The sequence below is a fragment of the Pseudomonas sp. NPDC090203 genome (assembly GCF_044746765.1).
Lineage (GTDB): Bacteria > Pseudomonadota > Gammaproteobacteria > Pseudomonadales > Pseudomonadaceae > Aquipseudomonas > Aquipseudomonas putida_AD.
Genome location: NZ_JBIVCV010000008.1, coordinates 184,509 through 204,119 on the forward strand (window position 1 = coordinate 184,509; position 19,611 = coordinate 204,119).

Sequence of the window (19,611 nt, forward strand, 5' to 3'; positions counted from 1 at the left end):
TGCCAGACAACTCTGCTGCGACAGACCAAACGCCATCGCGAGCAAGCTCACTCCTACAGGTGCCCGGTACCCGCTACAATGCCGCCCTTCCCCGGGAGCCTTATGTCCAACTTTTTCGCAGACTGGCGTCAGCGTGCCACCCACCGGCAGGTGTGGGCGCTGGCTGCGCCGATGATTCTTTCCAACATCTCCGTGCCGCTGGTCACGCTGGTCGACAGCAGCGTGATCGGCCATCTGCCCCACGCCCACCAATTGGGCGCGGTGGCAGTGGGCGGCACCTTGTACAGTTTCCTGGCCTGGGCGATGAGTTTCCTGCGCATGGGCACCACCGGCTTTGCCGCTCAGGCGGCGGGGCGCAAGGACGGTGCCGCGCTGCGTCAGGTGCTGCTGCAAGGCCTGATGCTGGCCATGGGTTTCGCGGTGCTGCTGGGGCTGATCGGGCTGCCGTTCCAGCATCTGGCGTTGCAACTGATGCAGCCCTCGCCGGACCTCAACGAACTCACCCAGGATTTCTTTCATACCCGGCTGTTTGGCTTGCCCGCGGCGCTCGCCAGTTATGCATTGGTCGGCTGGTTCCTGGGCCTGCAAAACGCGAGGGCGCCGCTGGCGATTCTGCTGACCACCAACCTGGTCAATATCGCCCTGAACCTGTGGTTCGTGCTCGGCCTGGACTGGGGTGTGGTCGGCAGTGCCCGGGCGTCGGTGGTGGCCGAGTGGATTGGCGCGCTGCTGGGCCTGGCGCTGACCCACAAAGGCCTGCGCGATTACCCCGGACACCTGGCTTTGGCCGCTCTCAAGCGCTGGCAAAGCTGGCGACCGCTGTTGATGGTCAACCGCGATATCTTCATACGCAGCCTGGTGCTGCAATCGGTGTTCTTTCTTATCACCACCCAGGGCGCACGGCTGGGCGATGCCACGGTGGCGGCCAACGCGCTGCTGCTCAATGGCCTGCTGCTGACCGCCAATGCGCTGGATGGCCTGGCCCATGCGGTGGAAGCCCTCTGCGGCCACGCCATCGGCGCGCGGGACCGCAACGCCCTGCGCCGTTCGTTGAACGTGGCCGGGGGCTGGTCGCTGATCTGCAGTCTGGGGTTCGCCGTGCTGTTCCTGCTGTGCGGGCACCTGTTCATCGCCATGCAGACCGACATCGTTCAGGTGCGGGAAATCGCCTTCATCTATCTGCCTTACCTTGCAGTGCTACCGCTGGTGGCCGTCTGGAGCTACCTGCTCGACGGCCTGTTCATCGGCGCCACCCGGGCCCGAGAGATGCGCAATGCGATGGTCGTCACCGCATTGCTGACAGCCCCCTTTGCCTGGCTGGCGGGCGGCTTGGGCAACCACGCCCTGTGGTGGGTGTTCTTGCTGTTCATGGCGCTGCGGGCCGTGACGCTGGGCGTGATCGCCAGGCGCCTGAACCGCAGCGATGGCTGGTTTCACGGCTGATCGGGCTCGCCTGGCTGCGCTTGCGCCTCGGCCCTGGCAATGGACGAGAGCATGACCTTCAGGCCGCTCAGTGACAGGGTCCGTGAATCGATGGTCACCAGGCTCGCGCCCACCCTGAAATGCAGCTCGTTGTTGCGGGCCAGGCGCACGATCAGCTTGTCGTCAACGGAGAACTGCCGGGACTCGTCCAGAAACAGTTCCTTGTCGATGCGAGTGGTGATCACCCTGCGCGGAACCACGGCCGGGTCGGGCTTGGCGCGCGGGTTGATGTCCGGATCCCACAACCGGTGGCTGACGTAGGGATAGCTGGGGTTACCGTCACGGAAGTTCACCACCACCTCCATACCGCCCCACCATGGGTTCTTGCCGTTGATGAGCGCAGGATCGATGGGCACCCAGCAGTCATTGAACCGTGCGCCGTCACCTTGGTGCCCCCATTCGAAGCGCACCTTCAGCCGGCCCCTTGCATCCAGCTTCACCGGCTCGAACAGCCCGCCCACCACACAGGCGCGCTGCATGTTCATGGGCGCGTCCTTTGCCGGATCGATCTTGCGCGGCTCGCTGGGGAGTTGCGTCGCTTGGGCGACAGAGGCTTCACGCGCCTGTGGCGACTGGTCGGTGAACACCACGACATGCCGCTTGCGGGTGTGCAGGAAGTAATAGTGCATGCCTTCCTCGTCACACAGGCGTTGCAGCAGGGACAGATCGCTCTCGCGGTACTGGGCGCAGAAGTCACGCTCCACGCACGGCTGGCTGCGTTGCCAGACGTAGCCCGCGTCGTCGATGCCGTGCTCGCTCAGCACCTGGTTGATGATCTGGTCGGCGCTCATCCCCTGGAAGATGCGCTGGTTGTGCCGGAAGGCCATCAACCCCAGCCGGGGGCCCAGGGTGATGATGAAACGCGTGGGCCGCATCTGCGCCAGGTTGCTGGGCGCAGGCTCCGTGGTGCTGCGCACGATACTCTGGATATGCCCGTGGATGCCCCAGGCCAGGTCATGGGTATGTAAGTAAGCGCCGCTGAACAGTAATTCATGGGCGTCCAGATCGCCGCCGGGATGGACGATTTCCAGTTCATAGGAATAGGGCTGATTGAAGACCTCACCCCCCGTGCATGTCAGCACTTCGAACGAGCGCTTGGGGCGACCGGTTTCCAGACGCAGGGGCTTTGAGTCGGCGAACTGAAGCATAAAGCGGATGACCTCTACGGGTAGTTGCGAGAGGCCAGCGATTCTGGGGCAGAAGATCCGCCAAGTAGAGGGGGTAAAAGCAGAACAGGAAATAGCCTACAACCGTGGGCGGCAGGTTGTGGCGAATTGTAGGAGAGGCGCGTGCCAGCAGGGCCGCACGGTGCCCGCAAGATCGCTCCCGCGGGCAAGCCCGGCTGCTACGAAGAGCGGGCGCGCCCTCATCCCGTAGCAGCACGGCTTGCCGGCGGGGGCGTCGTCGGGGGCGCCATCGCCGGCAAGTCAGGCCGTCATCACGAAGACAGGTACGAAGACCGCGTCAGCCCCAAGCGCAACGCATCCAGGTACTGGGTACGCTCACGTGGGGAAATCCGCGCGCTGGCCACCTTGTCGCGGTAGTGCGTCATCAACTCCTCCGGCGACAGGTGCACGTAGCGCAGCATGTCTTCGATGGTGTCGTGGGTTTCGATACCTGCGTGGTACACGCTGCCGTCGGCGTTCTGGTAGATGTTCACCGAATCGGTGTCGCCGAACAGGTTGTGCATGTCGCCCAGGATTTCCTGATAGGCACCGACCAGGAACACGCCCAGCAGGTAGTCTTCGCCTTCATTGAGGGCATGAACCGGCAGGCTGGTCTCGATGCTCTGCTCGTCGACGTACTGGTTGATCTTGCCATCCGAGTCACAGGTCAGGTCCTGCAGCACGGCGCGACGGTTCGGCTCTTCGTTCAGGCGGTGCAGCGGGATGATCGGCAATACCTGATCGATCGCCCAGGTGTCCGGCAGGCTCTGGAACACCGAGAAGTTGCAGATGTACTTGTCGGCCAGCTTGTCGTTGAGTTCGTCCAGCACCTGACGGTGCGAGCGCTGACGGGCCTTCAACGAGTTGTGCAGGCGACGGCACACGGCGAAGTAGCACTGCTCGCCCAGCGCTTTTTGCGCCAGGGTCAGCTTGCCGTCCGAATACTGCGCGGCCAGGTCGCTCATGTAGTGGGTGGCGCGCCAGTAGGTCTCGGTGACCATCTCGATGTCGGTCGGGCCGAGAAGATCGACCAGCCATTGCAGGGTTTCGGGCAGGCTTTCCTTGTCCTCGATTTCCGGCACTTCGTCGTTGTGACGCTCCACGTCGGTGACCTGGATCACCAGCATCGCGTGGTGCGCGGTCAGCGAGCGGCCGCTCTCGGAGAAAATGTGCGGATGCGGCAGGCCCTGGGCGTCGCAGAACTCCTTGAGCATGCCGACCACGACACCGGCGTAATCGTCCATGTCGTAGTTGATCGAACTGGCATTACGCGAATGGGTGCCGTCGTAGTCCACCCCCAGACCACCGCCGACGTCGATGTGATCGACCGGCAGGCCCAGGTTGCGCAGCTCGCCGTAGTAACGGATGGCTTCCTTGAAACCGTGCTGGTAGTCGGCCAGGTTGGCGATCTGCGAGCCCATGTGGAAGTGCAGCAGGCGAATGCCCTGGTCAAGCCCCGCCTTGGTGAAGCGCTCGACCACCGACAGCAGTTGCGCGGCAGACAGACCGAACTTGGACTTCTCGCCACCGGTGTCCGCCCACTTGCTCGACGCCAGCGAAGACAGACGAACCCGCAGGCCCACCTGTGGCGCGACTTTCAGCTCGGCGGCCTCTTCGATCACCAGTTCGACTTCGGATTCTTTCTCGATGACGATAAAGACGTTGTGGCCCAGCTTCTGGCCCATCAGCGCCAGACGGATGAACTCACGGTCCTTGTAACCGTTGCAGACGATGGTGCCGCCCTTCGGCGCCAGTGCCAGCACGGCCATCAGCTCGGGCTTGGAACCAGCCTCAAGGCCGATGGAAACGTTCTGCGTGGCGATGATGTTTTCCACCACCGCTTCCTGCTGGTTGACCTTGATCGGGTACAGCGCGGTGTACTTGCTCTGGTATTCCAGACGCGCGATGTTGGCGTCGAACGCACCGGTCAGCTGACGCACACGGTCTTGCAGGATATCGGGGAAACGCACCAGCAATGGCAGGGAAAGGCCGCTCTTGCGCAGCTCTTCTACCTGCTCGTAGAGATCGATGGGCGAACTGCCTGGCCCGTTGGGGCGAACTTCAACACGGCCGGCTTCGTTGATTGCAAAATAACCAGCCCCCCAATGGCGAATCCCGTAGACACTGCGGCTGTCCGCCACGGTCCATTGGCTGCCATCGTCTTTGCGTGTGCGTCGTACGGACATCGAAGTCCCCTGTATAAAAGTCAATAAAGCCCCGGCCTGACCGGCTGGGCGCAGTGTATAGAGTGCAAATGACGGTTTGGCACCCGCCTGCTGTGGGTAATAGACCCAACGTGCAGACCGGAGTTTGTTTTGAACGTGAATGCCAGACCGAAGGGGCAATGCCAGGCATGAGCCCAAGAGCGAAAAGTGGCGACTCAGCCGCCGGACTTTTTTGCCTTGAAGCCCTGCTTGACCAGTTCTGCCAGCAGCGTCTCGACGTGATCGCCCTGAATCTCGATCACGCCATCCTTGAGCGCACCACCGGTTCCGCAACGACGTTTGAGCGTAGTCGCCAGTTCCTTGAGTGCATCTTCAGGCAGCGGCACGCCGGTGATGGTGGTGACGGTCTTGCCGCCACGGCCCTTGCTCTCGCGACGAACGCGGGCAATGCCATCACCTTCGGGGATAACCGATTTCTTGCAGATGCAGGCATCGACAGGCTGACGGCATTCGGGACAGTGCCGTCCTGCGTCGGTGGAAAATACCAGGCCGCCGAGGGCAGCGAAGGATGCGGCTTTTTTGGCCACGGGCAATCCTCTTCTTGAGGACCAAAGTCTAGCCGACGGGAGCCGACCGCGAAGCCCCACTCAGGCAGGGGCAGCGCTACCGGACCGTGAAGACAGTCCGGCTTGAAAAGTCGCGCAGTGTAACGGCAAAAAGCGCTGCTGCTAAGTGCAAATATGCGCCAATTTACGGGCGTTTTGCGACGTCGCCCAGATAGCGCTTCAACGCAGCCAGAGAGTCCGGGCAATAAGGCTTCTCGGCGGTTTCGCGCAGGACCTGATCGATGCTGATGAAACGCGCTTCGAGCACCTCTTCAGGTTGCAGTTTCAAGGGCCCGTCCCAGACGGCGGAGAAGACTGCGCACCACAGACGGTTGTCCGGCTGATCGAAGAAAAACTGCTCATGGGCGGTCAGCTCGACGCCAGCCACCCCCAGCTCCTCTTCCAACTCCCGCGTCGCCGACAGCTCATAGCTTTCATCGGCCTGGACCATGCCACCCGCCGCCACGTCCCAGTAGCCCGGGTAGATGGCCTTGCTCAGGGTGCGCCGATGCACGCACAGCTCACCGGCGGAATTGAACAGCAGGATATAGGTGCCCCGCCCGATCAGGCCGCGCTCGCGCAATTCGGCCCGCGGCATCGAACCCAGCAGTTGATCCTGACGATCGACCCAGGCGATCTGCTCGGCATCGGAAGCCGCGCGATGCGCGACTTCGTTTTCAGAGACGGCCACCGATCAACCCTGCGACAACAACTGGCGCAGGTCGATGACTGCGGCGTTGGCGCGGGACAGGTAGTTGGCCATGACCAGCGAGTGGTTGGCGAACACGCCGTATGGGCTGCCGTTGAGGATCAACGGGCTCCACATCGGTTCCTGCGAGGCCTCCAGCTCACGGATGATCTGACGCACGCTGACGGTGGCGTTCTTCTTGGCCAGTACATCGGCGAAATCGACTTCGATGGCCCGCAGCAGCAGGGACAGCGCCCAGGCCTGACCGCGCGCTTCATAGAACACGTTGTCGATCTGCATCCACGGGGTTTCGACGATTTCTTCGTCTACCTGCGGCACTTCACCCGGCTTCACGGTCACCGTGGACTGGGCTTCGGTCTTCAGGGTGCTGTTGAGCTTGACCCGACCGACGCTGGCCGACAGGCGCTGCGACAGCGAGCCCAGGCGGGTCCCGACATCACCCAGCCAGTTGTTCAGGTTGTCGGCACGGGTATAGAACAGCGCGCCGCGCTGGTTCGGATCGGACAGACGCGCCTGATAACGGGTCAGGGCAGCGATACCGTCGCGGTACTGGGATTCGCTCGACGGCAGGATCCAGCTCTTGTTGTCGAAGTTGAACAGCGGCTCGGCGCGGCCCAGATCGCCGTCTTCGGCCGACTGCGACTGGGAGCGGGCGAAGTCCTTGCGCAGGGCGCGGGTCAGGTCACGCACCTGGACCAGCACGCCGTATTCCCAGCTCGGCATGTTGTCCATCCACAGGCCTGGCGGGAAGCGGTCGTTGGAAATGTAGCCGCCCGGCTTGTCGAGCAGGGTCGAGACGACAGTCTTGAGGGTCTCGACGGTGGTGTAGCCAATCACCATCGGCTTGCCGTCACGCTCGGCGGCCGCCTGGGCCTGCTGCTGGACCGGAAACAAGGCCGGCTCGCTGCTCCACCAGATGCCCAGGACGACGGTCACCAGCAGGTAGATCGCCACCACCGCGCCCACCGCCCGGCTGAACAGCAGCCCGCTCCAATACCCGCGCGCGGCACGAGGTGCCTTGCCCACAGGTTTCCCGTCTACGCGCTCGCCCCCGCCCGCAGTGTCCGAGCGCTTCTTCCAATCCAGCATGGCCTTGTCCTTTCAATCACGGAATTCAGTGCTTAGGACCGCAACCTTACAGCAAGGTGCGTTTGGCAGGAACGCGAGGGATGGTCCATTTGCGTAATCCAGTGGTCCGTCTGCGCCATCCTTCGGCACCATGCCCTGTGCATGCATCGGGAAAACCCTGACTGGCCGGTCGCGACGTGAATCTTTGGCCACTGAAAATCCATCGCCTCAACACGCTTGAGCGGTGAAAATTTGACGCAAAAAAACCCTGAAAAAATGACAACTAAATGACTTGCGGCGCACTTGCGTCATAAAAGTAGTGCTAGCATAGCGCCAGCATTTGTATCAGGGTTTCCCCGATAAGTAGTCAGGACATGACCGAGCCAGAAGATTCGAGCCCAGACCGTCTCAAACACCACTTCGCCCAACGCGTCATCCACCAGGCCAGGCAGATCCTGGAGGTGTGGCAGCGCTTGCAGCAAAGCGAATGGTCGGTTGCTGACATGGAAGAACTCAGCGACGCCAACCAGCGCCTGCTGCGTTTTGCCGAACGCTTCGAACAGGCCGAGCATGCGCAACTGGCGCGCGGCATCAACCGCTCGCTGGAAGAGGTCCACGCCAACCGTGGCCGACTGAGCAGCGCCCTGATTACCGACCTCAACCGCTTGATGCAACGCCTGTCACGTACCGGCCTGCGCCACGGCGACCGTCTGGAACACACCTCCCTGCCGCCCCTGCGCAAGCCCATCTACGTGATGCTGCAGGATCACGATCGCGGCGAGCGGCTGGCCAAGCAGCTTGAGTTCTTTGGATTGAGCGCCCAGGCGCTGAACACGGTCCAGGCCTTCCACGCGACCCTGGCCGAGCGCCTGCCGGCGGCGGTGGTGATGGACGTGGACTTCGGCGGGATCGGCGAAGGGCTGAAACTGGCGGCCAAGATGCAGGAAGGCCTGGAGCAGAAGCTGCCGCTGCTGTTCTTCAGCCATCACGAAACCGATACGCCCACCCGCCTGGCGGCGGTGCGTGCCGGTGGCGAGGAATTCCTCACGGGCACCCTGGAAGCGTCGAGCCTGCTGGAAAAGATCGAGATCCTGACCCGGGTGGCGCAGTACGAACCCTACAAGGTGCTCATCATCGATGACTCCCGCGCCCAGGCCACCCACACCGAGCGGCTGCTCAATAGCGCCGGGATCGTCACACGCACGTTGTTCGACCCCATCAAGACCATGTCGGAGCTGGCCGAATTCCAGCCCGACCTGATCATCCTCGACATGTACATGCCTGGCTGCACCGGTACGGAGCTGGCGAAGGTAATCCGCCACAACGACCGATACGTCAGCGTGCCGATCATTTACCTGTCTGCCGAGGACGATCTGGATAAACAGCTGGATGCGATGAGCGAAGGCGGCGATGACTTCCTGACCAAACCGATCAAGCCTCGGCACCTGATCACTACCGTGCGCAACCGCGCGGCCCGGGCGCGCAACCTCAAGGCGCGGATGGTGCGCGACAGCCTGACCGGGCTGTACAACCACACCCACATCCTGCAACTGCTCGAAGACTGCAGCTTCCGCGCACGCCGCGAGAACAAGCCGCTGAGTTTCGTCATGCTCGACATCGACCACTTCAAGAAGGTCAACGACACCCACGGCCACCCCATGGGCGACCGCGTCATCAAGAGCCTGGCGCTGTTTCTCAAGCAACGCCTGCGCAAGACCGACTACATCGGCCGTTACGGCGGCGAAGAGTTTGCGGTGGTCATGCCCGATACCGATCTGGCGGCAGCCCACAGCGTACTCGACGAAATCCGTCGCCGCTTCGCCGAAATCCACTACCCCGCCCAGCCAGCAGACCTGTTCTGTACCTTCAGCGCAGGCGTGGTCGAACTGGGTGAACACGACGACGCACTGCTCATGGCCTCCCACGCGGACGACGCGCTGTACCGCGCGAAGAAGGCCGGGCGCAATCAGGTGCATTCAGCGCGCGATGAGATCGCGAAAGCGAAGATGGAGACGATGGCAACCATCCCGTAGCAGCACGGCTTGCCGGCGGGGGCGTACTGATGATCGATCCCGCCGGCAAGCCGTGCTGCTACGGATCGCGTCATGTCCGTTATGATGCGCGCATGTTCGAGATGCGAGATCGCCATGCGCCGCCTGCTTTTTCTGATACTGCTGACCTTTGCCCTGCCCGCCTTCAGCGCCAGTCTGCTGGACAATCGCCCCGCCGGCGGGCTGGGCAGTGCCGCAGTCGATAACAGCAAGGATTTCCTGCCGGTTCGCCAGGCCTTCCAGCTCAACCTGATCGACTCGACGCCCGAGGCGATCAAGCTGCAATTCGTCGCGACCGAAGGCTATTACCTCTATCGCCACCGCTTTCAATTTCGCACCGAGCCTGCCGACATCGGCCTCGGTGCCGCGCAATTGCCTGATGGGGAAAAGAAGCACGACGAGTACTTCGGCGACGTCGAGGTGTACCACGGCATTCTCGACGTCACCCTGCCGCGCAAGATAGGCGATAATCGCGCCTTCACCCTGGTCGTGACCTACCAGGGCTGCGCCGACAAGGGCCTGTGCTACCCGCCCGAAACCGAGCGCTTGAAGATCGATGGCGGCGCCCCCGGCGCCACGGCCACAGGCGAACCCGGCGTCACCAAAGCCGCTTTCAGCTGGAAACAACTGGCGCTGTTCTTCCTCGCAGGCGTCGGCCTGACCTTCACGCCTTGCGTGCTGCCGATGCTGCCAATCCTCTCCGGCGTGGTTCTGCGCGGGCAAGTGGGCGGCATGCGCGGCTTCTCGCTGTCACTGGCCTACGTGCTGCCCATGGCGATCTGTTTCGCCCTGCTCGGCGCCCTGATGGGCATGTTCGGCGCCAGCCTCAATTTGCAGGCACGGTTGCAATCGGCCTGGGTGCTGGTGCCGTTTTCGCTGTTCTTCGTGGTGTTCGCCATCGCCATGTTCGGCGTCTTCGAGCTGCGCCTGCCTCGGGCGCTCAACGACCGGCTCGAACGCATTGCCGGCAACACCCAGGGCGGCTCGTTATGGGGCGCTGCGGTGCTGGGCGCCGTTTCCAGCCTGGTGGTGTCGCCCTGCGTGTCTGCGCCGCTGGCCGGTGCCTTGCTTTATATAAGTGCCAGCGGCGATGCATTGGGCGGCGCCTTGAAGCTGTTCGTGCTCGGACTGGGCATGGGTGCGCCCCTGGTGCTGGTGGCAACAGGCGGCGCGGCCTGGCTGCCGAAAAGCGGCCCTTGGCTGGTGACGGTGAAGAACATCATCGGCGTGTTGCTGCTGGCGCTGGCCATCGGCCTGTTGAGCCGGGTGATTCCCGGGCAACTGACCCTGATGCTGATCGGCGCGCTCTGGGCCGGCGTTGCGCTGTTTCTCGGCGCGCTGGAGTTCGTCGAGAAATCCACCCGCGGGCGGCTCAATCAACTGCTCGGCATTCTGTTGTTGGTCTACGCTCTGTGCTGCTGGTTCGGCGGCCTCGGCGGGCAGACCGATCCGCTACGGCCACTGGGCGGCTCGCAAAACGCGCAACTGGCCCGGCAAGGCGGTAGCGAGGCATCTGCCTGGCAAACCGTGACCGATGCCAGCGAGCTGGACCGGATTCTGGAAACATCGGGCAACACAGGCCAACCGGTGCTCGTCGACTGGTATGCCGACTGGTGCATCAGCTGCAAGGTGATCGAGCACCAGGTTCTGCCAGATCCGAAAATTGTCAGCCAACTCAAGGGGTTCCGGTTGATTCGTTTCGACATGACGGCCAGCGGCGCCGAACAGCGCGCCTTGCTCGATCGCTACAAATTGTTCGGTCCCCCGGCGCTGCTGTTCTTCGGAAAAGACGGGAACGAGCTGACAAATGCGCGTGTCGTCGGCGAAATCGACGTTGAGGGCTTCTCTGAGCACATAACTAGAGCAAATGACCAAATTTAGCTGCATAGTCACAAACTTTGCGCGAACATCGGTCATCGTGCTAGGTATTGTCGGTAACTGGACAGTCCATTGCGCTTTCCGGCATAGTCGCTGCGCATCAACGGCTCATACCTGTGTATGAGCGTCGACAACGCACCTAACCAAGGACACACGATGGCGACTTTTCTGGTTCTCCACGGACCTAACCTGAACCTGCTGGGCACCCGCGAGCCGGGCATCTACGGCGCGGTCACGTTGGCCGATATCAACCAGGACCTGGAAAAGCGTGCGCGCGAAGCCGGTCACCATCTGATGTATCTGCAGAGCAATGCCGAGTACGAGTTGATCGACCGCATTCACGCAGCACGCGACGAAGGCGTGGACTTCATCCTGATCAATCCGGCTGCTTTCACTCACACAAGTGTCGCAATACGTGACGCGCTGCTTGGAGTGAGCATCCCATTCATCGAAGTGCACCTGTCGAACGTGCACAAGCGCGAACCTTTCCGCCATCACTCCTACTTTTCAGATGTCGCTGTAGGAGTGATCTGCGGCCTTGGCGCCAGCGGATACCGACTGGCCCTGGAGGCTGCCCTGGAACAACTGGCCACCCGTTCGAAGGCATGAACGGCGCAGTTTCGCACTGAGCCACATAGCCCGAACCGGCTACCCAATACCCCTGACCGTCCCCTGGGAGTTGATGATTAATGGATATCCGTAAAGTCAAGAAACTGATCGAACTGCTGGAAGAGTCCGGCATTGACGAACTGGAAATCAAAGAAGGCGAAGAATCCGTACGGATCAGCCGCCACAGCAAGACCCCGGCACAGCAGTACTACGCGCCAGCTCCAATGGCCGCTCCGGCCGCAGCCCCTGCTCCAGCCGCCGCGCCTGCAGCAGCTGCCCCGGCAGAAGCTTCCGCGCCAAAACTGAACGGCACCGTTGCCCGCTCGCCAATGGTCGGTACCTTCTACCGCAAGGCTTCGCCTACCTCGCCAGCCTTCGTTGAAGTTGGCCAGACCGTGAAGAAAGGCGACACCCTGTGCATCGTCGAAGCGATGAAAATGATGAACCACATCGAAGCTGAAACCAGCGGTGTGATCGAGTCCATCCTCGTTGAAGATGGCCAGCCGGTTGAATTCGACCAGCCGCTGTTCACCATCGTTTGAACCGCGAGGAGCCAATGATGTTGAAACCTGCGAAGCTGGAAAAAGTCCTGATCGCCAACCGCGGTGAAATCGCTCTGCGAATCCTGCGCGCTTGCAAGGAACTGGACATCAAGACTGTCGCCGTCTACTCCAAGGCCGACAAAGAACTGATGCACCTGGGCCTGGCTGACGAATCCGTTTGCATCGGTCCGGCATCGGCTGCGCAGTCCTACCTGCACATCCCGGCGATCATCGCGGCAGCGGAAGTCACCGGCGCCACGGCGATCCACCCTGGCTACGGCTTCCTGGCCGAAAACGCCGACTTCGCCGAACAGGTCGAGAAATCCGGCTTTGCCTTCATCGGCCCGAACGCCGAGACCATTCGCCTGATGGGCGACAAGGTGTCGGCCAAGGACGCCATGATCAAGGCAGGCGTGCCAACCGTTCCAGGTTCTGACGGCCCGCTGCCTGAAGACGAAGAAGAAGCCCTGCGCATTGGCCGCGAAGTCGGTTACCCGGTGATCATCAAGGCCGCTGGCGGCGGCGGTGGTCGCGGCATGCGCGTGGTGCACAAGGAAGAAGACCTGATCTCGTCGGCCAAGCTGACCCGTTCGGAAGCCGGTGCAGCCTTCGGCAACCCGATGGTCTACCTGGAGAAGTTCCTGACCAACCCGCGTCACGTGGAAGTTCAGGTGCTGTCCGACGGCCAGGGCCAGGCGATCCATCTGGGCGACCGTGACTGCTCGCTGCAACGCCGTCACCAGAAGGTGCTTGAAGAAGCGCCGGCGCCTGGCATCGACGAAAAAGCGCGCCAGGAAGTGCTGGCTCGCTGCGTCAAGGCGTGCATCGACATCGGTTACCGCGGTGCCGGTACGTTCGAATTCCTGTACGAAAACGGCGCGTTCTATTTCATCGAAATGAACACCCGCGTTCAGGTCGAGCACCCGGTTTCGGAAATGGTCACCGGTATCGACATCGTCAAGGAGATGCTGAGCATCGCCGCTGGCAACAAATTGTCGTTCACCCAGGACGACGTGAAGATCCACGGTCACGCGCTGGAATGCCGTATCAACGCCGAAGACCCGAAGACCTTCATGCCAAGCCCTGGCACGGTCAAGCATTTCCACGCACCAGGCGGCAACGGCGTTCGCGTCGATTCGCACCTGTACAGCGGTTATGCGGTTCCACCGAACTACGACTCGCTGATCGGCAAGCTGATCACCTGGGGCGCAACCCGCGATGAAGCCATGGCTCGCATGCGCAATGCCCTGGACGAAATCGTGGTCGATGGCATCAAGACCAACATCCCGCTGCACCGTGAACTGACCCGCGACGAAAGCTTCTGCAAAGGCGGCGTCAACATTCACTACCTGGAACACAAGCTGGCCGGTGAGAAACACTGATCCGTCAGTAAATGTTGCAGACCAACAAGGCCGCTTTCGAGCGGCTTTGTTGTTTCTGGCGTCCAGGTGACTCCTGTAGGAGCGCGCTTGCCCGCGACAACGCCGGCACACGCACCATCATTGGCGTCAGACACCCCACGGTCGCGGGCAAGCGCGCTCCTACAACGGGACACTGCGCCTGCTCTTTGTTGTTTCCCCCCGAACCCCGTAAACTTGCCGGTCTTTCGCGGCATTTGCGCCGCCTGTCATTTTTTCTATTCGAAGGTAATCCGCCATGCCTTGGCTGCAAGTCCGTCTCGCCATCAGCCCAGAACAAGCCGAAACCTACGAAGACGCGCTTCTTGAAGTCGGCGCCGTGTCCGTGACGTTCATGGACGCTGAAGACCAGCCCATCTTCGAACCGGAACTCAACACCACGCCGCTGTGGTCGCACACCCACCTGCTGGCTCTGTTCGAGGCCGACACCGACGCCGACATGGCGCTCAACCACCTCAAGCTTCTGACCGGCGCCGAGCTGCCGGAGCACTCCCACGAAGTGATCGAAGACCAGGATTGGGAACGCAGCTGGATGGACAACTTTCAGCCAATGCGCTTTGGCCAGCGCCTGTGGATCGTGCCGAGCTGGCACGCAGCGCCGGAGCCTGATGCGGTCAACCTGCTGCTCGACCCGGGCCTGGCGTTCGGCACCGGTACCCACCCCACTACCGCCCTGTGCCTGGAATGGCTCGACGGCCAGGACCTGTACGACGCCAACGTCCTGGACTTCGGCTGCGGCTCGGGCATCCTGGCCATCGCCGCGTTGCTGCTGGGCGCAAAGCACGCCGTGGGCACCGACATCGACGTACAGGCGCTGGAAGCCTCCCGCGACAACGCCGGGCGCAACAATGTGCCGGCCGAGAAATTCCCGCTCTACCTGCCCGAAGATCTGCCAAAAGAGCCGGCCGACGTATTGGTGGCTAATATTCTGGCAGGACCGCTGGTTTCGCTGGCACCTGTGCTCGCAAGCTTGGTCAAACCCGGTGGACGCCTGGCGTTGTCCGGCATTCTTGCCGAGCAAGGCGATGAAGTGGCCGCTGCCTACGCCGACACATTCGACCTGGACCCGATCGCCAACCGCGACGGCTGGGTGCGGATCACCGGCCGTCGTCGCTGACACTCCCCCAGTTTTCAGGCGCTCTACTCTCCGGATACCCGAATGACCGACAGTTTCGTCACCCAGTGCCCCCACTGCCAGACCAGCTTCCGCGTCAGTCACGCTCAACTGAGCGTGGCCCGCGGCATGGTTCGCTGTGGCTCCTGCCTGCAAGTGTTCAACGCGGCAAAACAGCTGCTGGAGCAGCGTGCCGAGGAAATCGCTGCACAGTTGCCCGAGGCTGCGCCAAGGGTCATCGAGCTTCCGGCGGAGTCCGCGCCAACTGTCGCCCCGCACGAGCAGTTGCCCGTACCGGTGCCTGTACCCGCGAAACGGGAGAAGGCCCCCGTCGATCTCGACAGCCTGGATCTGGACGATCTTGACGTGGAACTGGCGCGCCTGGAGCAGCGGGAGATTCAACTGCCTGAATCCTTTGGCCGCGCAGGTCACCCCACCGAGCATGAGCACGAGCGGGTCGAGTCATTCAGCGCCAGCCGGGACGAACCGCAAGTCAGCGGTGAGAAGTGGGACCACGGCCTGAGCGACGACGATGTCAGCCAGTTGCCCGAGTTGCGCGCCGAAGCCACCTACGAGGGCAACGACGAACGGGACGAGCCGGCGCTGCTGACCGAGACGGCTAACGAGGATGTCGATCAGGACGATGACCACCGCACCGAGCCTTCGCTGTCGATGGCACCGGTGGATCTGGACGACGAGCCGGCGCACGGGCAACGCCTGAGCGCCGATTCGCGCCATGACGAGGAACATCACGAGCACCACGCGCATCACGATCACGAACACCGCGGCGAGCGGTTTTCGGCGCTCGACGGTGACGAGGATCAGCGCCATCGCGATCACGACGACCTGGACGACGATGACGAGGACGACCGCCGCCACAATCACGGCAAGCGCGCTCGCAGCGAACCTGCCCTGCGCGACCCGGCCCTGCATGATCTGATGGACGACCCGCTGCAACTGTCCTGGCAGAAGCCCAAGCCACGCTGGGGCCGCCGGATGCTCTGGCTGTTGCTGGTGCTGATCGCTCTGGGCGCATTGGTCGGCCAGTACGTCTGGTATCACTTCGACGAACTGGCCCGCCAGGACCAGTACCGCCCCTGGTTCCAGGAACTGTGCCCACAAGTGGGGTGCAAAGTCCCCTCCCGGGTGGACATCAAGCTGCTGAAAAGCAGCAACCTGGTGGTCCGCACCCATCCTGAGTTCCAGGGGGCGCTGGTGGTGGATGCGATCATCTACAACCGCGCGTCGTTTTCCCAACCTTTCCCGTTGCTGGAATTGCGCTTTGCCGACACCGGCGGTCAGTTGATTGCCAGTCGTCGGTTCAAGCCAGGCGAATATCTCTCCGGAGAACTGGCCGGCAAGGACGAAATGCCGCCCCAGACGCCTATCCACATCGCGCTGGACATTCTGGACCCAGGTCCCAAGGCTGTGAATTACAGTTTGAGTTTCCGCTCTCCGGAGTAAACTCCAGAACGGACCCGGCTGAACCGCCCTCCCCGCAGCAGCATTGCAAATGCACTGATATGCGGCACAGAGCGGTCGATAATCCGACGACAGTTTAATGACAGCGCGAACCTGCACCTTACCGTTCGCGATAAAAAAGCAACTGTTCAGATTTTATCCAATTCAGCCTTTATCCGGTCATCGAGAGCGGGTATCATGCCAACCCTTTTTCATACTCCGGGTCCTGTCTGAAAAGTGCCATACCTGATGGGCAAGCACTTTTCGGACCCGACCTCGTGATACGGCCCCACAACAGGTCACCCTATGTCGGCGGTACGCATCGGCCCATATACATTGCAGAACGGCTTGATCCTCGCCCCCATGGCGGGCGTCACCGACCAGCCTTTCCGCCAGCTGTGCCGCCAACTCGGCGCCGGCCTGGTGGTGTCGGAAATGGTCACCAGTGACATGAGCCTGTGGAACAGCCGCAAATCGCGGTTGCGCATGATCCACGAAGGTGATCCCGAGCCGCGCTCGGTGCAGATCGCCGGTGGAGATCCGCAGATGCTTGCGGATGCAGCACGTGCCAACGTCGAACTTGGCGCGCAGATCATCGACATCAACATGGGCTGTCCGGCAAAGAAGGTCTGTAACAAGGCCGCAGGGTCAGCGCTGTTGAAAGATGAACAGCTGGTGACCGAAATCCTGCACGCGGTGGTCGCGGCAGTCGAGGTACCGGTCACCTTGAAGATTCGCACCGGCTGGGACCGGGCGAACAAGAATGGTCTGACAGTCGCCCGTATCGCCGAACAAGCCGGCATCCAGGCGCTGGCGGTTCACGGACGGACCCGTGCGGACCTCTACACCGGTGAAGCCGAGTACGACACCATCGCTGCGATCAAGCAGGCGGTGTCGATCCCGGTGTTCGCCAATGGCGATATCGATTCACCCGAGAAAGCCCGGCACGTGCTGCACGCGACCGGCGCCGACGGACTGTTGATTGGCCGGGCTGCCCAAGGGCGCCCATGGATTTTTCGCGAGATAGAACACTACCTGCGCACCGGGGAAAAACTCCCTGCGCTTGCGCTGCATGAAGTGGAACGCATTCTGCTAGAGCATCTGGCAGCACTTCATACGTTCTATGGCGACGTGATGGGCGTGCGAATCGCCCGCAAGCACGTCGGCTGGTATCTCGCAACCTTGCCGGGCGCCAGGGAGTTTCGCGCCCTTTTCAATCGTTTGGAAGATACGGAAGCACAGTGCGCCAACGTTCGGGAATTCTTTGCCGAACGCATAAAAAGCCCGCAGTCAGGGACCGAACAAGAGGTGGCCGCATGACGATGATGACAGAGACTTTAGTGAGTGGAACAACACCCGTGAGCGACAACGTCAATTTGAAACAGCACCTCAACACGCCAAGCGAAGAGGGTCAGACCCTGCGCGGAAGCGTCGAAAAGGCGCTGCACAATTATTTCGCTCACCTTGAAGGTGCTGCCGTCACCGATGTCTACAACCTGGTGCTCTCGGAAGTCGAAGCCCCGTTGCTCGAGTGCGTGATGAACTACGTCAAGGGCAACCAGACGAAGGCGTCCGAGCTGCTGGGCCTGAACCGTGGCACCTTGCGCAAGAAACTCAAGCAGTACGACCTGCTGTAAGCATCCAAAACACAAAAAGCGACCTCATTCCCTGCGGTCGTTTTTTTTGCTGAATTGATAATGGAAGTTGAGATGACCGACCAGACTACCCGCCTGCCGATCCGCCGCGCCTTGATCAGCGTTTCCGACAAGACCGGCATCCTTGAATTCGCCCGTGAACTCGAAGCCCTGGGCGTCGAGATCCTGTCCACTGGCGGCACCTTCAAGCTGCTCAAGGACAACGGCGTTGCAGCGGTAGAAGTCGCGGACTACACAGGCTTCGCAGAAATGATGGACGGCCGGGTCAAGACCCTGCACCCGAAAATCCACGGCGGCATCCTGGGCCGTCGCGGCACCGACGACGCCATCATGGCCGAGCACGGCATCAAGCCGATCGACCTGGTCGCGGTGAACCTCTACCCGTTCGAAGCCACTGTTTCCAAGCCAGGTTGCGACCTGCCGACCGCTATCGAAAACATCGACATCGGCGGCCCGACCATGGTCCGTTCGGCAGCGAAAAACCATAAGGACGTGGCCATCGTGGTCAACGCCAGCGACTACGGCCAGGTGCTGGAAAGCCTGAAAGCCGGCGGCCTGACCTATGCCCAGCGCTTTGACCTGATGCTCAAGGCGTTCGAGCACACCGCCGCCTACGACGGCATGATCGCCAACTACCTGGGCAGCGTCGACCAGAGCGCCGAGACCCTGTCCACCGAAGGCCGCAGCGAGTTTCCGCGCACCTTCAACACCCAGTTCATCAAGGCCCAGGAAATGCGCTACGGCGAGAACCCGCACCAGAGCGCGGCGTTCTACGTGGAAGCCAAGCCTGCCGAAGTGGGCATCGCCACCGCGACCCAACTGCAGGGTAAAGAGCTGTCCTACAACAACGTGGCCGACACCGACGCCGCGCTGGAATGCGTGAAGAGCTTCGTCAAGCCAGCCTGCGTCATCGTCAAGCACGCCAACCCGTGCGGCGTGGCCGTAAGCCCGGACGCCGAAGGCGGCATTCGCCAGGCCTACGAGCTGGCCTACGCCACTGACAGCGAATCGGCATTTGGCGGCATCATCGCCTTCAACCGCGAACTGGACGCCGAGACGGCGAAAGCCATCGTCGAGCGCCAGTTCGTCGAAGTCATCATCGCCCCAAGCGTCAGCGCCGAAGCCCAGGGCATTGTTGCCGCCAAAGCCAACGTGCGCCTGCTGACCAGCGGCCAGTGGGCTGCCGACCGCGCCCCGGCGTGGGACTACAAGCGCGTCAACGGCGGCCTGCTGGTACAGAGCCGCGATATCGGCATGATCAGCGCCGATGACCTGAAAGTCGTGACCAAGCGCGCCCCGACCGAACAGGAAATCAACGACCTGATCTTCGCCTGGAAAGTGGCCAAGTACGTCAAGTCCAACGCCATCGTCTACGCCAAGAACCGCCAGACCATCGGTGTCGGCGCCGGCCAGATGAGCCGCGTGAACTCCGCACGCATCGCTGCAATCAAGGCCGAGCATGCTGGCCTGCAAGTGGCAGGTTCGGTGATGGCATCGGACGCGTTCTTCCCGTTCCGCGACGGCCTGGACAACGCGGCCAAGGTCGGTATCACTGCGGTGATCCAGCCAGGTGGTTCGATGCGTGATGCTGAAGTGATTGCTGCCGCTGACGAAGCTGGTATCGCAATGGTGTTCACCGGCATGCGTCACTTTAGGCATTAATACGACGTCAGCCGCGTGAATACACG

The 19,611-nt window shown here is 62.0% G+C and carries 16 protein-coding genes; 11 read left to right on the forward strand and 5 right to left on the reverse strand.

The annotated features are described in order from the left end of the window. Positions 1–102 precede the first annotated feature (102 nt). Positions 103–1,443 (forward strand): MATE family efflux transporter, encoded by a 1,341-nt coding sequence (locus ACIPO9_RS15980; RefSeq protein WP_400781999.1) that lies wholly within the window; start codon positions 103–105, stop codon positions 1,441–1,443. On the opposite strand, the gene ACIPO9_RS15985 is transcribed toward ACIPO9_RS15980, so the two are convergent. The 5 genes from ACIPO9_RS15985 to ACIPO9_RS16005 form a co-directional block, all read right to left on the reverse strand. Continuing rightward, positions 1,434–2,630 carry a contractile injection system protein, VgrG/Pvc8 family gene (locus ACIPO9_RS15985; RefSeq protein WP_400605437.1) on the reverse strand — a complete coding sequence of 399 codons (1,197 nt, stop codon included), beginning with the start codon at positions 2,628–2,630 and terminating at the stop codon, positions 1,434–1,436. The two genes, ACIPO9_RS15980 and ACIPO9_RS15985, sit on opposite strands and share 10 nt — an antisense overlap. Positions 2,631–2,920: 290 nt before the next feature. After that, positions 2,921–4,834, reverse strand: a complete 1,914-nt coding sequence (gene speA / locus ACIPO9_RS15990) for an arginine decarboxylase (protein WP_400782001.1) — start codon at positions 4,832–4,834, stop codon at positions 2,921–2,923. 194 nt (positions 4,835–5,028) lie between these two features. Further along, the gene (locus tag ACIPO9_RS15995; protein WP_274134086.1) at positions 5,029–5,400 is read right to left on the reverse strand and encodes a translation initiation factor Sui1; all 372 of its coding nucleotides are present in this window, start codon (positions 5,398–5,400) and stop codon (positions 5,029–5,031) included. Between the two features lie 163 nt (positions 5,401–5,563). Then, positions 5,564–6,109, reverse strand: a complete 546-nt coding sequence (locus tag ACIPO9_RS16000) for an NUDIX hydrolase (RefSeq protein WP_400782003.1) — start codon at positions 6,107–6,109, stop codon at positions 5,564–5,566. Between the two features lie 3 nt (positions 6,110–6,112). Continuing rightward, positions 6,113–7,216 carry a DUF2333 family protein gene (locus ACIPO9_RS16005; RefSeq protein ID WP_274134084.1) on the reverse strand — a complete coding sequence of 368 codons (1,104 nt, stop codon included), beginning with the start codon at positions 7,214–7,216 and terminating at the stop codon, positions 6,113–6,115. A 353-nt stretch (positions 7,217–7,569) separates the two neighbouring features. Here ACIPO9_RS16005 and ACIPO9_RS16010 point away from each other — a divergent pair, with 353 nt between their 5' ends. The 10 genes from ACIPO9_RS16010 (at position 7,570) to purH (ending at position 19,585) form a co-directional block, all read left to right on the forward strand. Next, positions 7,570–9,228, forward strand: a complete 1,659-nt coding sequence (locus tag ACIPO9_RS16010) for a PleD family two-component system response regulator (RefSeq protein ID WP_274134083.1) — start codon at positions 7,570–7,572, stop codon at positions 9,226–9,228. 114 nt (positions 9,229–9,342) lie between these two features. Continuing rightward, entirely contained in the window at positions 9,343–11,127 is a 1,785-nt protein-coding gene (locus ACIPO9_RS16015) for a protein-disulfide reductase DsbD (protein ID WP_400782006.1), read from the forward strand. 153 nt (positions 11,128–11,280) lie between these two features. Next, entirely contained in the window at positions 11,281–11,733 is a 453-nt protein-coding gene (gene aroQ, locus ACIPO9_RS16020; RefSeq protein ID WP_274134136.1) for a type II 3-dehydroquinate dehydratase, read from the forward strand. 80 nt (positions 11,734–11,813) lie between these two features. Beyond that, positions 11,814–12,275, forward strand: coding sequence for an acetyl-CoA carboxylase biotin carboxyl carrier protein (accB, locus tag ACIPO9_RS16025; protein WP_274134081.1), 462 nt, complete (start codon positions 11,814–11,816; stop codon positions 12,273–12,275). 17 nt (positions 12,276–12,292) lie between these two features. Continuing rightward, positions 12,293–13,657 carry an acetyl-CoA carboxylase biotin carboxylase subunit gene (accC, locus tag ACIPO9_RS16030; RefSeq protein ID WP_274134080.1) on the forward strand — a complete coding sequence of 455 codons (1,365 nt, stop codon included), beginning with the start codon at positions 12,293–12,295 and terminating at the stop codon, positions 13,655–13,657. Positions 13,658–13,931: 274 nt separating this feature from the next. Beyond that, positions 13,932–14,810: a 50S ribosomal protein L11 methyltransferase gene (gene prmA / locus ACIPO9_RS16035; RefSeq protein ID WP_400782008.1), complete on the forward strand. Its 879-nt coding sequence runs from the start codon at positions 13,932–13,934 to the stop codon at positions 14,808–14,810. A 42-nt stretch (positions 14,811–14,852) separates the two neighbouring features. Further along, the gene (locus tag ACIPO9_RS16040) at positions 14,853–16,271 is read left to right on the forward strand and encodes a DUF3426 domain-containing protein (RefSeq protein ID WP_400782011.1); all 1,419 of its coding nucleotides are present in this window, start codon (positions 14,853–14,855) and stop codon (positions 16,269–16,271) included. A 303-nt stretch (positions 16,272–16,574) separates the two neighbouring features. Beyond that, positions 16,575–17,588 (forward strand): tRNA dihydrouridine synthase DusB, encoded by a 1,014-nt coding sequence (gene dusB / locus ACIPO9_RS16045; protein ID WP_400605454.1) that lies wholly within the window; start codon positions 16,575–16,577, stop codon positions 17,586–17,588. Next, entirely contained in the window at positions 17,585–17,905 is a 321-nt protein-coding gene (fis, locus tag ACIPO9_RS16050; RefSeq protein WP_007907419.1) for a DNA-binding transcriptional regulator Fis, read from the forward strand. The genes dusB and fis overlap by 4 nt, the downstream gene beginning before the upstream one ends. Before the next feature lie 72 nt (positions 17,906–17,977). Beyond that, on the forward strand, positions 17,978–19,585 hold the full coding sequence (gene purH / locus ACIPO9_RS16055; RefSeq protein WP_400782013.1) for a bifunctional phosphoribosylaminoimidazolecarboxamide formyltransferase/IMP cyclohydrolase: 1,608 nt from the start codon (positions 17,978–17,980) through the stop codon (positions 19,583–19,585). Positions 19,586–19,611: the final 26 nt, after the last annotated feature.

Bases quoted from the DNA above. Each gene is read 5' to 3' on its own strand.
- speA (WP_400782001.1), bottom strand. From the start codon at position 4,834: ATGTCCGTACGACGCACACGCAAAGACGATGGCAGCCAATGGACCGTG.
- ACIPO9_RS16010 (WP_274134083.1), top strand. From the start codon at position 7,570: ATGACCGAGCCAGAAGATTCGAGCCCAGACCGTCTCAAACACCACTTC.
- ACIPO9_RS16040 (WP_400782011.1), top strand. From the start codon at position 14,853: ATGACCGACAGTTTCGTCACCCAGTGCCCCCACTGCCAGACCAGCTTC.
- ACIPO9_RS15980 (WP_400781999.1), top strand. From the start codon at position 103: ATGTCCAACTTTTTCGCAGACTGGCGTCAGCGTGCCACCCACCGGCAG.
- fis (WP_007907419.1), top strand. From the start codon at position 17,585: ATGACGATGATGACAGAGACTTTAGTGAGTGGAACAACACCCGTGAGC.
- accC (WP_274134080.1), top strand. From the start codon at position 12,293: ATGTTGAAACCTGCGAAGCTGGAAAAAGTCCTGATCGCCAACCGCGGT.
- aroQ (WP_274134136.1), top strand. From the start codon at position 11,281: ATGGCGACTTTTCTGGTTCTCCACGGACCTAACCTGAACCTGCTGGGC.
- prmA (WP_400782008.1), top strand. From the start codon at position 13,932: ATGCCTTGGCTGCAAGTCCGTCTCGCCATCAGCCCAGAACAAGCCGAA.
- purH (WP_400782013.1), top strand. From the start codon at position 17,978: ATGACCGACCAGACTACCCGCCTGCCGATCCGCCGCGCCTTGATCAGC.
- ACIPO9_RS16015 (WP_400782006.1), top strand. From the start codon at position 9,343: ATGCGCCGCCTGCTTTTTCTGATACTGCTGACCTTTGCCCTGCCCGCC.
- dusB (WP_400605454.1), top strand. From the start codon at position 16,575: ATGTCGGCGGTACGCATCGGCCCATATACATTGCAGAACGGCTTGATC.
- ACIPO9_RS16005 (WP_274134084.1), bottom strand. From the start codon at position 7,216: ATGCTGGATTGGAAGAAGCGCTCGGACACTGCGGGCGGGGGCGAGCGC.
- accB (WP_274134081.1), top strand. From the start codon at position 11,814: ATGGATATCCGTAAAGTCAAGAAACTGATCGAACTGCTGGAAGAGTCC.
- ACIPO9_RS15985 (WP_400605437.1), bottom strand. From the start codon at position 2,630: ATGCTTCAGTTCGCCGACTCAAAGCCCCTGCGTCTGGAAACCGGTCGC.